The 15,397-nt window shown below is 34.3% G+C and carries 9 protein-coding genes and 1 riboswitch; of the genes, 5 read left to right on the forward strand and 4 right to left on the reverse strand.

Annotation, left to right across the window (positions count from 1 at the left end; all coding sequences use genetic code 11):
- Positions 1 to 18: 18 nt before the first annotated feature.
- Both FLACOL7796_RS10890 and FLACOL7796_RS10895 read right to left on the reverse strand, forming a co-directional pair.
- The gene (locus FLACOL7796_RS10890) at positions 19 to 1,371 is read right to left on the reverse strand and encodes an MFS transporter (protein WP_173970815.1); all 1,353 of its coding nucleotides are present in this window, start codon (positions 1,369 to 1,371) and stop codon (positions 19 to 21) included.
- Between the two features lie 180 nt (positions 1,372 to 1,551).
- Positions 1,552 to 2,583, reverse strand: a complete 1,032-nt coding sequence (locus tag FLACOL7796_RS10895) for a LacI family DNA-binding transcriptional regulator (protein ID WP_173970816.1) — start codon at positions 2,581 to 2,583, stop codon at positions 1,552 to 1,554.
- Positions 2,584 to 2,818: 235 nt separating this feature from the next.
- On the opposite strand from FLACOL7796_RS10895, the gene FLACOL7796_RS10900 reads away from it, so the two are divergent.
- From FLACOL7796_RS10900 to FLACOL7796_RS10915, 4 genes are all read left to right on the forward strand, one after another.
- Positions 2,819 to 5,890 (forward strand): SusC/RagA family TonB-linked outer membrane protein, encoded by a 3,072-nt coding sequence (locus tag FLACOL7796_RS10900; protein ID WP_173970817.1) that lies wholly within the window; start codon positions 2,819 to 2,821, stop codon positions 5,888 to 5,890.
- Between the two features lie 15 nt (positions 5,891 to 5,905).
- Positions 5,906 to 7,471, forward strand: a complete 1,566-nt coding sequence (locus tag FLACOL7796_RS10905; protein ID WP_173970818.1) for a RagB/SusD family nutrient uptake outer membrane protein — start codon at positions 5,906 to 5,908, stop codon at positions 7,469 to 7,471.
- 10 nt (positions 7,472 to 7,481) lie between these two features.
- Complete coding sequence (locus tag FLACOL7796_RS10910; protein WP_173970819.1) at positions 7,482 to 8,228, forward strand: SusE domain-containing protein; 747 nt, start codon at positions 7,482 to 7,484, stop codon at positions 8,226 to 8,228.
- Between the two features lie 73 nt (positions 8,229 to 8,301).
- The gene (locus tag FLACOL7796_RS10915) at positions 8,302 to 11,175 is read left to right on the forward strand and encodes an alpha-amylase family glycosyl hydrolase (protein WP_173970820.1); all 2,874 of its coding nucleotides are present in this window, start codon (positions 8,302 to 8,304) and stop codon (positions 11,173 to 11,175) included.
- A gap of 108 nt (positions 11,176 to 11,283) precedes the next feature.
- Here the strand turns inward: FLACOL7796_RS10915 and FLACOL7796_RS10920 are convergent, their stop codons facing one another.
- Together FLACOL7796_RS10920 and FLACOL7796_RS10925 are read right to left on the reverse strand one after the other, a co-directional pair.
- The gene (locus tag FLACOL7796_RS10920) at positions 11,284 to 11,511 is read right to left on the reverse strand and encodes a DUF6814 family protein (RefSeq protein WP_173970821.1); all 228 of its coding nucleotides are present in this window, start codon (positions 11,509 to 11,511) and stop codon (positions 11,284 to 11,286) included.
- Positions 11,512 to 11,522: 11 nt separating this feature from the next.
- Positions 11,523 to 13,019 (reverse strand): MFS transporter, encoded by a 1,497-nt coding sequence (locus FLACOL7796_RS10925; protein ID WP_173970822.1) that lies wholly within the window; start codon positions 13,017 to 13,019, stop codon positions 11,523 to 11,525.
- Positions 13,020 to 13,263: 244 nt separating this feature from the next.
- Positions 13,264 to 13,455: riboswitch (cobalamin riboswitch) on the forward strand.
- A 313-nt stretch (positions 13,456 to 13,768) separates the two neighbouring features.
- Here FLACOL7796_RS10925 and FLACOL7796_RS10930 point away from each other — a divergent pair.
- A complete protein-coding gene (locus FLACOL7796_RS10930; protein WP_173970823.1) occupies positions 13,769 to 15,088 on the forward strand; it encodes a DUF5074 domain-containing protein in 1,320 nt (439 codons plus the stop codon).
- Positions 15,089 to 15,397: the final 309 nt, after the last annotated feature.

The following is a 15,397-nucleotide window of genomic DNA, read 5'->3' on the forward strand; positions in this document are numbered from 1 at the left end:
ATTAGAAATTGTTCTTTATTATTTTTGAATAGTGTCGTCTACATCTTTTACTTTGTAGACTAAAAGGGCAGCGATTAAAAAGCTTACTCCGCTTGTAATTAAGGCGTAAATAGCATCACCGTTGTAAAGGTATTTTACAATTGGACCTCCAATAAGTGCATTTACAATTTGAGGGATAACAACGAAAAAATTGAAAATTCCCATGTAAACGCCCATTTTTTTAGGAGCAATAGATCCTGCAAGAATTGCATATGGCATTGCCAGAATACTAGCCCAGGCAACTCCAATTAAAATCATTGGTAATATAACCCAGTTTTCATCGGGCATAAAATAAATAGAGATTAATCCAATTCCTCCAATGATTAATGAAAGTGCGTGAGTTGATTTTCTTCCGATTTTTTTAGCGATATACGGAAGGAAAAACAGTGCGATAATAGCAGAAACTAAATTGTAAACTCCAAACAGAATTCCAACCCAGTCTCCTGCATCCTGATATTGCTGGCTTGAAGCGTCACTTAATGGTAATCCGTAAATGTGATGTGCAATGGCTGGAGTTGTAAAAACCCACATACCAAATAATCCAAACCACGAGAAAAATTGTACCCAACTAAGCTGACGCATTGTTGTTGGCATTTTCGCAAAGTCTGTAAAAATGTCTGTAAGTTTTGATTTTTCTTCAGTAGGAACATCTATTTCACTCTGAGGATCTTCAAACTTAGATAATTCTTCTGGTGAATATTCTTTAGTTGTAAACATCGTTACCAGAATAGAAGCTATTAAAACGGCAGCTCCAATGATAAAGGAAAGGGTCAGGTTCAAAGGCACACTTCCTGGAACTGTACTGTTTGAAACATGAAAATACTTTGTTAAAACATAGGGTAGTGCTGAACCAATTACGGCTCCAAAACCGATTAATGAAGTTTGAATACTAAAGCCTGCAGTACGCTGATCTGTTCTTAAATTATCACCAACTAAAGCGCGAAAAGGCTCCATGGCAATGTTGAAAGAAGCGTCCATGATCATTAACATTCCGGCTCCAACCCATAAGGCAGGTAATACTGAAATAAAAATATTAGCTTGGGGCATTAAAATTAAACCTACCGAAGCTAAAATAGCACCTACTAGAAAAAACGGCTTTCGTCTGCCAAATCGTCCCCAGGTTTTGTCGCTATAATGACCAATGATGGGCTGCACTATTAATCCCATAAGGGGAGCAATAATCCAGAACCATGATAATTCATGTACGTCGGCACCAAAAATTTGAAGAATTCTGCTGGCATTTGCATTCTGAAGTGCAAACCCCATTTGTATTCCCAAGAAACCGAAACTCATGTTCCAAATTTCCCAGAAACTTAATTTACGCTTTTCCATTATCGTAATTAAAAAATTAATTAGACGATAAGCGCTTTGCTTATCAAAACTTACTTATGGTTTCGAAGTAAAAGTAAAAGCTTTGAGCAGCCGTAAAAGTATTAATTATTTTTTTAATTCAAAGCATAAAAAAACCATAAATAATATTTATGGCTTTGGAATAGGTTGATTTTAAGAAAATTAGTCAGTAGATTCTCTTTGTATTAGGTGTGTTTCGATAACTTCTGTCGTGTAATTTTCGTTTTCTTCATCGTCGTCATCATGTTCAGCTTCGAGTCTTTCGATCAGCATTTTAGCTGCTTTATTACCCATTTTTTCGCCACTTTGACTTACGGTTGTAATGCTTGGAGTGGAGTATTTAGAAATAATTCCGTCAGTAAAAGCAATTACCGCAAGATCTTCAGGAACTTTAAGTCCCATTTTGTTGGCTGTTTTAATAATTGTTACGGCAAAAAGTTCATTTACAGCAAAAACGGCATCAAAAGCCCTGTCGTGTAAAAGTTGACTGATTGTTATTTCGCAAGTATCTACATCTTCAATTTTGATAATCAAATCTTCATTAAACGGTAATCCGTTGTCTAGAAGTGCTTTTTCGTAACCATCAGTTCTTAGTTTTCCAACACTTACATAATCAACAGTGGTAACCAGAGCAATTTTTTTTCTTCCGTTATCAATCAAACTCTGAACGGCTTCGTAGGCCGCAGCTTTATCATCAATAATAACTTTGTCACATAAAATATCATTGGTAACACGATCGAACATTACTACCGGCATTCCCTGATTGATGACTTCTGTAATGTGGTGAAAATCGCCTTTATATTGGGTTTCTTTAGAGAGAGACATGATAAAACCATCGATACTTCCGTTGGCTAACATTTCCATATTTAAGACTTCTTTATCGAAAGAATCATCAGATAAACATATGACAACACTATAGCCATTTTCGTTTGCGACCTGTTCGATTCCGTTGATTACCGTAGAGAAAAAATAATGTACAATTTCCGGAATGATAATACCAATACTTTTGGTTTTTCGGTTTTTTAGACTAAGGGCAATGTTGTTGGGTTTATAGTTGTAAAACTTCGCAAAAGCCTGAACTTTTAGACGTGTTTCTTCTCCTATTTCTAAGCTGTTTCTAAGTGATTTTGAAACAGTTGAAATAGAAACGTCGAGTTCCTTTGCAATCTGTTTTAGGGTTATTTTACGTTTCATAGGATTAGTTGAAAAAAATCTAATTATTAATAAAGGTATCTTTTATTTTTTGATTTGACATTTTTTGACTGAAAAGATTACAAAAAACAGAAAGTTTTCAACACTACCACGTTTTCGTAACTCAATAAAAAAGGTCTCTGGTCGAGCACGTTAATAAATTCATAATTTTGAGATTCGAAGTAAAATTAAAAACTTAACTAACAATCAAAAACTCAAACTAATTTAAACAAAAAGTATGAAAACAATTTACAAAAAGTTGTTATTTTTATTCCTACTGTTACCGTTTAGTGTACTAGCTCAAAGTACCTTGACAGGAACAGTTGCCGATCTGGCAACGGGGCAACCAATCCCGGGAGTAAACGTAAATGTACAAGGTGCTCCAGGCGGATCATCGACAGATTTTGACGGTAAATTTCAGTTATCTAATTTAAAAAATGGAGACAAAATTTTGGTTTCATTTATTGGATACAAAACGTCAACAATAGTATTTAGCGGTCAAAAAACTATATCGATTTCTTTAGAGGAAGATACCAATCAGCTTAAAGAAGTTGTGGTACAGGTAGGTTATGGTACTGTTAAGAAAAAAGATGCTACAGGTGCGGTGACAGTTTTGTCTGCCAATCAGCTTAATAAAGGACCGGTTGGTTCTGCAGATCAATTACTTGTAGGTAGAGCTTCAGGAGTTAGAATAACTACAGATGGTGGTATGCCAGATGCTAACCCAAACATTAGAATTAGAGGTGGAAGTTCATTATCAGGTAACAACAATCCGTTAATTATTATAGATGGTGTGCCAATTGATAATACCAATCCGGCGGGAATCTCTAACCCGTTAACATTGATTAACCCTAATGATATTGATTCGTTTACAATATTAAAAGATGCATCTGCTACAGCTATCTATGGTTCAAGAGCGTCTAATGGTGTTATCATTGTTACTACTAAAAGAGGTGTTAGCGGTGCTCCAAAATTTACTTTTTCATCTAATATAACTGTTGGTAAAGTAAATAATCCGGTTGATATGATGACAGGGCCTCAATTTACTTCTTTCATGCAAAAGTATCACCCTGATTACACTAATTTATTAGGTGTTCCTGATGGTACAGGTGCATTAGATAATCCTGCAACTCCTCAAATAGAAGGAAGAAAATTATACAATACAGACTGGCAGGATTTAATTTACAGAACATCATTCTCTAGTGATAATAACTTTAGTGCAAGAGCAAATTTATTTGGTAAAATTCCATTTAGAGCTTCTGTTGGTTATGCTAAAAATGAAGGTGTTGTAAGAACAAATGATCTTGAAAGATATACAGGATCTATTAAACTTTCACCGGTTTTATTAGATAATCATTTAAAAATTGATGTGAATGCTAAAGGTATTTCTGTTAAAAAGAATGCTATAGATGCTGATGCTGTTATTGGTAGTGCTTTAGGAATGGATCCTACTAAACCAGCTTATGCTGATCCTAATTCACCAAATAATATTTTTGGAGGATACTATCAGTTGCTTAATACTAATAAATCTATTAATGGAGCACAAAATCCATTGGCAATCTTGAATCAGAGATCTCGTCCAGAGGAAGTTCAGAAATTATTAGGAAACATTGAATTAGATTATAAAATGCCATTTTTCGAAGCTTTAAGAGCTGTTGTTAATGGTGGTATCGAAGCATCTAAATCAAAAATTAGAGAATCATATTCAGAGAATGCTCTTCAGACTTATCAATTAGACAACTCTGCCGGAACAACTCCTCCAACTTATGTGTTTAATCCAGGTTTAAATTATGCCGAAGATCAAACCGTTACAAATAAAACATTAGATGCTTATTTTGTATACAACAAAAGCTTAACAGGATTTGTAACAAGAGTAGATGCTCAGGCAGGTTATTCTTATCAAAACTTTAAAACTGATGGAACTAAGGAAAATTACAGATATAGTACTGTAAACGGTTTAAGAGAGTTAACTCCAAACCCAGCGAATAATGCTAATAACAGATACTATAACGAGAGAAACTTACAATCGTTTTTTGGAAGAGCAAATTTTGATTTAGTAGACAAATATTTATTTACGTTTACTTTAAGAGCAGATGGATCTTCTTTATTTAAAGAAGATAAAAGATGGGGTTATTTCCCTGCAGCGGGTGTTGCATGGAGAATGAAAGACGAATCATTCTTAAAAGATTCTAAAACCTTTAAAGACTTAAAATTAAGATTAGGTTACGGTATTACAGGACAACAAGATATAACAGGTGTTGCAGGTTCTTATCCTTACAGTGCATTATTTGCACCAACTGGTACCTCAAGTACTTATATTCCTGGAGTAAATGGTTATTATGCTAAACCTTATAACGAGGATTTAACATGGGAAAAAACAACTACCTATAACGTAGGTATTGATTTTGATCTTTTTGAAAAAAGTATTGTTACAGGTAGTATCGATGCGTATCAAAAATATACAAAAGATTTACTTTCTGTAGTTTCAGCAGCTCCTGGACAAGCTTTAACAAATGAGTTTGTTGCTAATGTTGGAGACATGAAAAATAAAGGTGTTGAAGGAAACTTAAATGTAAAAGTGATCAATAGTGATGATTTCAATTTAGCTGTAAATGGAAACATTGCTTATAATATTGGTAAAATTACAGATTTGAATAACAGAACGACAAACGTAGATAACGCATCGAACATTCCGGTAGGAACAGGACAAAAGATTGCTTACAATACAGTTGGTCAGCAACCTTATTCAGCTTGGGTATTTCAACAAGTTTATGATTCAAACAACAAACCGGTAGAAAATGCTTTTGTTGACAAAAACGGAGATGGTGTTATCGATGATGGTGACAGATATTATGTGGCTTTGAGACCAAACTGGACTTATGGTTTAGGATTAACAGCTTCGTACAAACAGTTTGATTTATCAACAACTTTCAATGGTCAAATAGGAGGGAAAGTATACAATGCAAGAAAACTTCAGTCTGGGTTTATTGATAAAGCATTGCCTGCAAATTCAACTAGTTTAACGAATGTGTTAAATACTGAATTTGATTTTCAAACTATAAACGGAAACGTTCCATTTTCTGATTATTACTTAGAAGATGCAAGCTTTTTACGTTGTCAGAACATAACTCTTGGATATAATTTTGACAAAGCAATTAAAGGTGCTACTTTAAGATTGTATGCTTCAGCTAATAATGTATTTATTGTAACCAATTATACAGGGGTTGATCCGGAGAATTTCAATGCAATTGATAATAATTTCTATCCAAGATCAAGAACTTTCAGTTTTGGTCTGAATTTAGACTTTTAATAAAAAAATATAAAGATGAATCAATTTAAATTTAAGATTATAGGAGCTGCTTTAGTTCTATTCTTATTCACTGCTTGTGTAGATGACTTAAATACAGAACCAAAAGTAGAATTGACTTTGGATAAGCTTTTAGAGCAGGATCCAAATGCGATAGACGGTTTAGTTTCTAAAATTTATGGAACTTTTGCTCTTTCAGGTCCTGACGGCCCAGGTACTTCAGATGTTACTACAAAAGATGCTGGAGAAGCGGCTTTTTTAAGAAGTATTATCAACTTACAAGATTTTTCTGCAGATGGTATGAAAAACCGTTGGGGAGATGATGGTTTAGATCAGTTGACTACAACAACTGGTTGGAATCCTGGTAATAAATTCTTTAGATATTTATACGATAGGGCTTATTACACGATATCTCAGTCAAGTAATTTAATTCAGATTTTAAAAACGACGAAAGTAGATGTTCCAAACAAAGAAAATCATATTGCAGAATTGCGTTTTTTAAGAGCATTGGCTTATTACTATCTTACAGATTGTTTTGGTAAAGGAGCTATTACAACCGAAGCTGATATTAATACAACGACTCCAAAAAAAGAATCTACAAGAAAAGAGCTTTTTGCCTTTTTAGAATCTGAATTAAAAGAAGTTGAAGGTACTATTACAGCAACAAAATCTTACGGTAAAGCAGATAAAAATGTAGTAAGAATGCTTTTAGCAAAATTATACCTAAATGCAGAAGTGTATACAGGAACTCAAAGATATGATGATGCTTTATTGTATTCTAAAAAAGTAATCGATGAAGGTGGTTATACTCTTGCGCCAAATTTTGGAAGTGTATTTTCAGGAGATAATAATACTTCGCCGGAAATCATCTACTTTTTAATTGCAGATGCTGTAGTAAGTCAGGGTTATGGTAATACAACTTATATCATTAACGGAAACCTTAGTACAGAAACAATGAACCCTAATAATTATGGTGCTATTGATGCCTGGACTGGTCACAGAGCTACTAAAGCATGGTACGGATTATTTAATAACGGAAACTTAGTTGATTCTCCGGATGACAGAGCAAAATTATTCTTTACTACAGGACATTCTTATGAAATGAATGATTATAAAAAATGGACTGACGGTTATCCTAGTGTAAAATTTACAAACAAAAACTTTGTAGGACCTACGAATGCAACAAGTTTTGCAAACACAGATTTTCCTTTGTTCAGATTGGCTGATGCTTACTTAATGTATGCTGAATGTGTTGTAAGAGGAGCAAGTGGAGGTTCTGCAGGATTAGCTTTAGAATATGTAAATAAAGTGAGAACAAGATCGCATGCGGGAGAAATAAATGCGGGAGAATTAAACCTTGATTTTATTTTGAAAGAAAGAGGAAGAGAATTAAATCTTGAAGGACACAGAAGACAGGATTTAATTCGATTTGGAAAATTTACCGGAGGATCTTACCTATGGCCTTGGAAAGGTGGAGTAAAAGATGGAGTTGCAATTCCTGAAACTTACAACTTGTACCCAATTCCTACAACTGCGTTACAGGCAAATCCACAGTTAACACAAAATCCAGGTTATTCATCTTAATACGAGAAATATGAAAAATATATTAAAACTAAGTGCATTTGCACTGTTGTTTATATCAGCTACAGCTTGTGATTCAGATGATGATCTAACTGTAGTAACGCCAACAAAAGCGGCTGTATTAGCAGTTCCTGCTGAAGGATCAGTTTATGTTCTTGATAAAGCAGAACCTAACAAAGTAGCGGCAACTTTTACATGGGATGCTGCGCAATATGCAGGTGAGTCAACACCGGTAACTTATCAGGTTGAAATGGCAAAATCAGGAACAGACTTCAAAGATGTGGTTGTTGTTTCTGTAACTACAACAAATAAAGTAGCCGTAACAAGCGGAGAACTTAATGCAGCAGCGGTAAATGCCGGATTAACAGCTTTTCAATCTCAAGATGCAGACATTCGTGTTAAATCGTATGTTGGTGCGCGAGGCATTGCTCAGTACTCAAATGTTATTAAACTAGCTATTACGTCATATTCTGCATGGGACAACTGGGGACTTATCGGTTCTGCAACTCCTAATGGATGGGATGATCCGGATACTAATTTAGAGTATGATTTAGCCACTAAAACATACTCGTACACTGGACCATTAAAAGTTGGAGATTACAAATTTAGACTTGACGATAAATGGGACACTAACTATGGTGATAATGGTAATGATTTAACATTAGAAGCCGGAGGTGCTAACATTCCAGTTACTGTTGCAGGAAACTATAAAATCATTGTTGATTTTGTTGCAAAAAAATACACCATTACAAAAAACTAACGTTTTGTGATAATTAAAAGAAAGGCTGTCTCTATGATAGCCTTTTTTTATAAATTAACTAACCAACCACATTATGAAAAAAACTTTACTATCAATATTTTTATTGATGGCAGTAGTTGCTTTTGCACAAAAACAAACGGCAACTTACTCCATTAATCCTTCAACTTTTGAAGATATTACACCCATTACCATTACTATTAATGGTACAAGTATTAATGAAAGTACCTGGGGAGTCACCGGGAATGCATTATATCTTTGGTCATGGTCTTATGATGTAAACGATACCACTCAACTGGATTCTCCTTCTAACGGATCCTGGACTGCATCAAATGAAGCCAGTAAGTTTACGTATAATTCAGCAACCGATACTTATACAAAAACATTTACACCATCGGTATATTTTTATAGAAACGGAATTGGAAAAATAGGTTTTCTTGTTAAAGCTAAAGACGGAACAGGGACTAAGCAATCACAGGATATTTTAGTCGAAGTTGGTTCTTTTCAGGTTTCATTGACTTCTCCGGTAGAAAATAGCGCTTCAATTATAGCATCGGGATCTAATTTTAATATAACTGCAACAAATACAAATGGTGCGGCAAGTTATTCTTTAAAAGCAAACGGAACCGTTATTAATACAAATACAAGTACCGCGAGCTATTCTTATTCTCATATTGGTGTTACAAATAATCAGAGTTATGAGCTGACTGTTACTCAGGCAGGAACTACAATTGTAAAGAAATTTTCGGTAATAGTAAATCCAAATACAGTTTCGCAGGCAATGCCGGCAGGATTGATTGACGGAATTAATTATAATTCGGCCGATGCGACAAAAGCAACTTTGGTCCTGGATGCACCTTTTAAGGATTTTGTTTACGTTGCCGGAAGTTTTAATAATTGGCAGCCTTCATCGGCGTATGCCATGAAAAAAGATCCTGTTTCCGGAAAATTTTGGTTAGAATTAAACGGATTAGTTTCTGGTGTAAATAATACCTATCAATATTGGGTGGTAAAAACGAACCCAATTGCAAACTCACCTTCTTTAGTAAAAACGGCTGATCCTTATTCAACTTTGGTGTTGTCTCCTTATGATGATCCTTTTATTCTTGCAGCTTCTTATCCAAATATGCCAGTTTATCCAGCAGGACAAAACTTTGAAGTTACAGTTCTTAAAACAGGACAAACGCCATACAACTGGCAAGTAACTAATTTCATAAAACCTGAGAAGGAAAAATTGGTAATTTATGAGGTTTTAGTTCGTGATTTTGACGCTGGTAAAAATTATCAGAGTTTAATAGATAAGATAGAATATTTTAAATCATTAAAAATAAACGCTATCGAATTAATGCCTGTAATGGAGTTTGAGGGCAATGAAAGCTGGGGTTATAATACGTCATTTCACATGGCTTTGGATAAATTTTATGGCACATCGGATAAATTAAAAGAATTAATTGATGTTTGTCATCAAAACGGAATTGCGGTTATTCTGGATGTTGCCTTAAATCATGCTTTTGGCAGAAATCCGATGGTCAGAATGTGGATGAACGATCCTGACGGTGATGGATTTGGTGCGCCAACAACCGAAAATCCTTATTTTAATACTGTTGCAAAACATACGTATAGTGTAGGAGAAGATTTTAATCACCAATCGGCGAGAACACAATATTATGTAGAACGTGTAATTAAACAATGGATTCAGGAATATAAAATTGATGGTTTCCGCTGGGATTTAACGAAGGGTTTTACACAAGCCTGTACTGCCTCAGATGAAGCTTGTACTAATGCTTATCACCAGGATAGAGTAGATGTACTAAAGAAGTATGCTGATTATTCCTGGAGTTTAGATCCGACACATTACACCATTTTTGAGCATTTAGGAACCGAAACCGAAGAAAAACAATGGGCAGATTATAAAATTACTGAAACGCCAAGTAAAGGAATTATGATGTGGGGGAAAATGACAAAAGAGTACAATCAATTGTCTATGGGATATGCGACTGAAACTAACATCTCGAAAATGTCGAGTGTAAATCGTGGGTTTGCGGCCAATCGTTTAATAGGTTATGCTGAAAGTCATGACGAAGAGCGTTTGATGTATAAAAATGTACAATATGGTGCTTCTGGTGGAACTTATAATGTGAAAAATTTAAATACAGCTTTGTCCAGAATGTCGGCAATTGGAGCAATTTCATTGTTAATTCCCGGGCCAAAAATGATTTGGCATTTTGGAGAATTAGGATGGGAGAGTTCTATTTTTACTTGTAATGATAATTCGGTTAATACAGATTCAGATGCTGCTCCGGGAGATTGTAAATTAGATACAAAACCACAGCCTCAATGGGTAAACAATTGGATAGGAAATTCAAATCGTAATAAAATTTATAACGATTGGGCTAAAATGATTACGCTTAAAAAAACGGAACCTGTATTTTTAGGAACTTCTACAATTCCAAATTCTAATTCATTAACGGTAAATATTAAAATAACCAATGCTGGTTTAGCTTCGACACAACTAAAAGATGTTTTGATTCTGGCCAATTTTGATGTTACGGCTCAAAATGTTGTAACAGGTTTTCCTTATGCAGGAACTTGGTATAATTTAATGGATAATACGACTATAAATGTCACGGATATAAACGCTCCAATAAATTTGCTTCCGGGAGAATATAGAATTTACGGTAACAAAACAGCAAATTTAGCAATCGAAGATTTTGAAAAAGAAAGTACTGTCAATTTATATCCAAATCCGGTTTTGGACTATTTTACTTTAAATACTGCTGTTGCCAAAGTTCAGGTTTATTCAATTTCCGGTCAGTTGGTTAAAAGTTTTGCTTCAAATGGGAATGTCGATTTTCAATTTGGCGTAAGCGAATTACAAACAGGTTTATATATTATAAAAGCCTCGGATGAAAGCGGTAAAACACAAGTGATGAAGTTTATAAAAAAATAAATATTTAAGATATATCTCTAACAGATTAAGATTTTGGTTTGGTTAGTAATGCAAAAGGGCTGTTCTATGTAATATAGACAGCCCTTTTCTAATGTAGTAATTTGTTGATTATTTTTCTTTGTTGTTGTATTCTCCAATTACGGCAAAATAACCAAAAGTTCCCAAGCCTAAAACAATAAGAGGAGTAAGAATAAAAAGGATAATAATTCCAAATACTAAGTCATCTTGTTGGTCTGAAAGGAGTTTGGGTAAGCCAAATTCGAAAATGCAAAAATATGCCGCTGCAATTGCCAGTATAATCCATAAAACACCTAAAATTTGTTTGATCGCATTCATAATGTATAATATTAAAGGTGATTTGTTTTGTTTTTATTATCGATATAAATCATTCCAATTACAAAGCAAATTGATGCTATAATAATAGGATACCAAAGTCCGTCGAGATAAAAATCAGGTTTTCCCGCGTATTTGGCATGTGTAACAAAATAAGTCGAAATAGCTGGGAGTAACCCCCCAAAAATACCATTACCCACATGGTAAGGCAAAGACATTGAAGTATATCTGATCTTAGTAGGAAACATTTCTACTAAAAAAGCTGCGATTGGACCATAAACCATTGTAACAAATAAAACCTGAATAAAAACTAAGAAAATTAATGTCCACTCGTCGCTCGAATTTATATTGATTGAAATATTGCTTTGAGATTCTTTTTTATCTGCAAAGTCTGTTTTCTTTTCGATATACGTAGTTCCGTCAGTATAGGTTTTTGAAATTGAAGTTATTGTGTCATTATTTTTTGTTGTTTCAATAGTTTGGCTGGTTTTTTCTACGATTTCAGTTTTATAGCTTACAGAAGTCGTATTGTACATCATCTTATAAATGGGTCTGTAGAATAAGATTGCCAAAAGCATTCCGCTCATCATAATATATTTTCGCCCTACTTTATCACTTAGCCATCCAAAGAAAATAAAAAATGGCGTACCTATTAATAATGCAATACCTAGTAATCCATCTACTTGTGAGGAATCGATATTCATTACCGTTTTCATAAAACTCATGGCATAAAACTGTCCCGTGTACCAGACAACACCTTGCCCCATTGTAGCGCCAAAAAGTGCCAGCAAAACAAATTTTAAATTATAACGGTTTCCAAAACTTTCCTTTAGTGGATTTGCACTCGTCGTTCCTTCTTTTTTCGCTTTGGCAAAAACCGGAGATTCATCCATATTTTTACGTATCAAATAGGAAACTCCTACCATTACAATAGAAACCCAAAACGGAACACGCCATCCCCAGGAATCAAAATCTGTAGGTGTAAGAATGTTTTTTGTAGCTAATATTACCATTAATGAAATAAATAAACCAACTGTTGCTGTGGTCTGAATCCAGGAAGTCCAATATCCTTTTTGTCCCACCGGAGCATGCTCAGCAACATAAGTGGCGGCTCCGCCATATTCTCCTCCAAGGGCTAATCCTTGTAATAATCGCAGAATTAAAACTAATAAAGGCGCCATAAAGCCAATGGTTTCATAACTCGGAATACAGCCTATTAAAAATGTAGATCCTCCCATTAATAATAAAGTAGCCATAAAAGTATATTTACGGCCAATAATATCTCCCAGTCTTCCGAAGAATAATGCCCCGAAAGGGCGCACTACAAATCCGGCTGCAAAAGTGGCCAAAGTGGATAAAAATGCTGCGGTAGGATTATCACTCGGAAAAAATTTTGTTGAAATTACGACGGCCAAACTTCCAAAAATATAGAAATCATACCATTCAATCATTGTTCCCATCGATGAGGCCGAAATTACTTTCCAGATGCCTTTTGTAGAAGTTTTGCTCATAAACTAATTTTGTGTACTTGGTAATAATTAAAAGTATTAAATATTTTTTCACGAATATAAAAGATAATTTTTTATTTAATTGATACTTTTTTAACAAATGGTTATTATTTGTTGATTTGACATTTATTCTGTAAATCAAAGCTTGTTGATTCGAAAAAAAATATAGTTTGAAGATCTGGCGAAGGCCTTTAAAAATAAAGAACTATTGCTTTTTTTAGGAAAGAAAACACTAGTTTTGCAGCTCAAATTTAAAACAGAAAATGGTTGTCGTATTTGAATAAATATTGACATTAAAAGGGAATTTGGTGTAAATCCGAAACTGTCCCGCAGCTGTAAGCTCATTAACTGAAACCCTTTAATACGTCACTTTTCATTTGAAAGGGAAGGCTGGGTGTAGGGAGCAAGTCAGAAGACCTGCCATTTTTATAGTAATAAATAGCTTTCGGGGATTGAAGCTTGAATTAAGAACAATACTTTCACATTGTGTGATATGGTATTGTCTGATTATTTTATTCTCGTAAGCCAAAAATGGATTTATGAGATTTTTTTTCTGCAAATATGATATCGTAAAAGCATTCTCCGGGATGTTCTTCTTCGCGGTATTTTCTTTTTCTCCTATAAAAAAATCATTAAAACATGTCGCTGTACAATTTATTGTGCTTTTGCAAAAGTTTATTTATGAGGCTTTTGCAAGGGTTAATTGTATTTCGATTTAAAAATTTAAGTAATATAATTTTAAATATTTAATAATGAAAAACCAATTTTTCTCCAAACCATTAATTGCAATTGCTTCTTTAGTAATGTTAACGGTTTCATGTAATAATGATGACGATTTTACAGCACCTCCGGTAATAAAAGGCGAACTACAATTAAAAGACACTTTAACTGTTGGGAAAACATTACAATTAAGCTCAAAATTAGCGGATAGAAAAAATGTTTCGTTTGAATGGGCTGTAGACGGAAAAGTAGTAGGATCTGATTCTGTTTATATTTTTAAACCGGAAACAAGAGGAGATTTTAAGCTTACAATGACAGCCAAAAATGATGGTGGAAAAGTAGCTCTTACTTACGATATTCATGCCTACGCAGCGTATGAAAATGGTTTCTTTATGGTTAATGAAGGATGGTTTGGTCACGGAACAGGAACTTTAGGATTTTATAGATATGATACAAAAGCTATAGAAGACAGTGTTTTTGTAAAAGTAAATCCGGATAAAGACTTAAAACCGGCAACTTCTACATTAGAATTTGGAACTATCATTAATAAAAAACTATTCTTAGTTTCTAAAGTTGGCGGACCAGTTGTCGTAGCTGATGCTTATTCGCTTAAAGAAGAAAAAAGAATCGCGGCCAAAGGCGGAAACGATTGGCGTGCAGTAGTAGGTGTTAACGAAAATCAGGCGTTGCTTACTTCTGGTAAAGGAATATTTAAGCTTAATCTTAATACGATGGAGCTGGACGGGCAAATCGATGGTGTTACAGGTCAGGTAGGAGATATTGTTAAGGCCAATGGTTATATTTTTGCATTGTCTGCCTCAAAAGGTGTTGTTGTTATTAATGCCGCGACATTGGTGGTAGAAAAAACTATTCCGGGTATTGTTTTAGGATTTGCTGTTACCGATGATAAAAAAGTATGGGCAGCAGGAGGTAAGAATCTTATAAGTATAGATTCGAATACACTTGAAGTAAAAGAAATTGCATTAGGTTTCCAGGCTTACGGAAGCTGGGGAGCATGGCATCCGGGATCTATAACGGCGGCTAAAAATGATATTTTTATTGCTAAAAACGGAAGCTTTAGCGGTGGTAAACAAATTTATAAGTACACAGGAACTCCAGAGTCATTGGCAACGCCGTTTATTACATTAACAAATTCAAATATCTTATACGGTGCAGGAATTGGTTATGACAGAAAGAAAAATGCTTTAGTAGTAAATACATTAAATGAAGGTTTTGGAGTGAATTTCTCTATCAATAACCTGTATATATTTAATGCCGATTCAGGAGTTAAAACAGCATCAGTAAACTATTCAGGATATTATTTCCCGGCAGTTTCTGTGTTTCACCAGTAATCTTTTTGTTTTTTAACCGTAAAGAGCGCTAAGATTTATGCAAAGGTTCGCAAAGTTATTTATGCTTTGCGAACCTTTTTTTGTGTGTATTATCAAGCATCCCGTGGTTGAAATCACGGGCTATATTAAAAAAATAAGAAGAATTAAGGATGTAGATTAATTTTTGAATTTTTTTAATACAATACAAACATAGCCAACGGTTTTAACCGTTGGGACACAATATTGGCAAGATTCATTGGATTCTTTGTCGCAAAGTTTACCATAAAGCTTTGCGAACTTTGTGTTTTTCTTACCGTAACGTTAAATAAA

Source organism: Flavobacterium bizetiae (assembly GCF_902804475.1).
GTDB classification, from domain to species: Bacteria; Bacteroidota; Bacteroidia; order Flavobacteriales; family Flavobacteriaceae; genus Flavobacterium; species Flavobacterium bizetiae.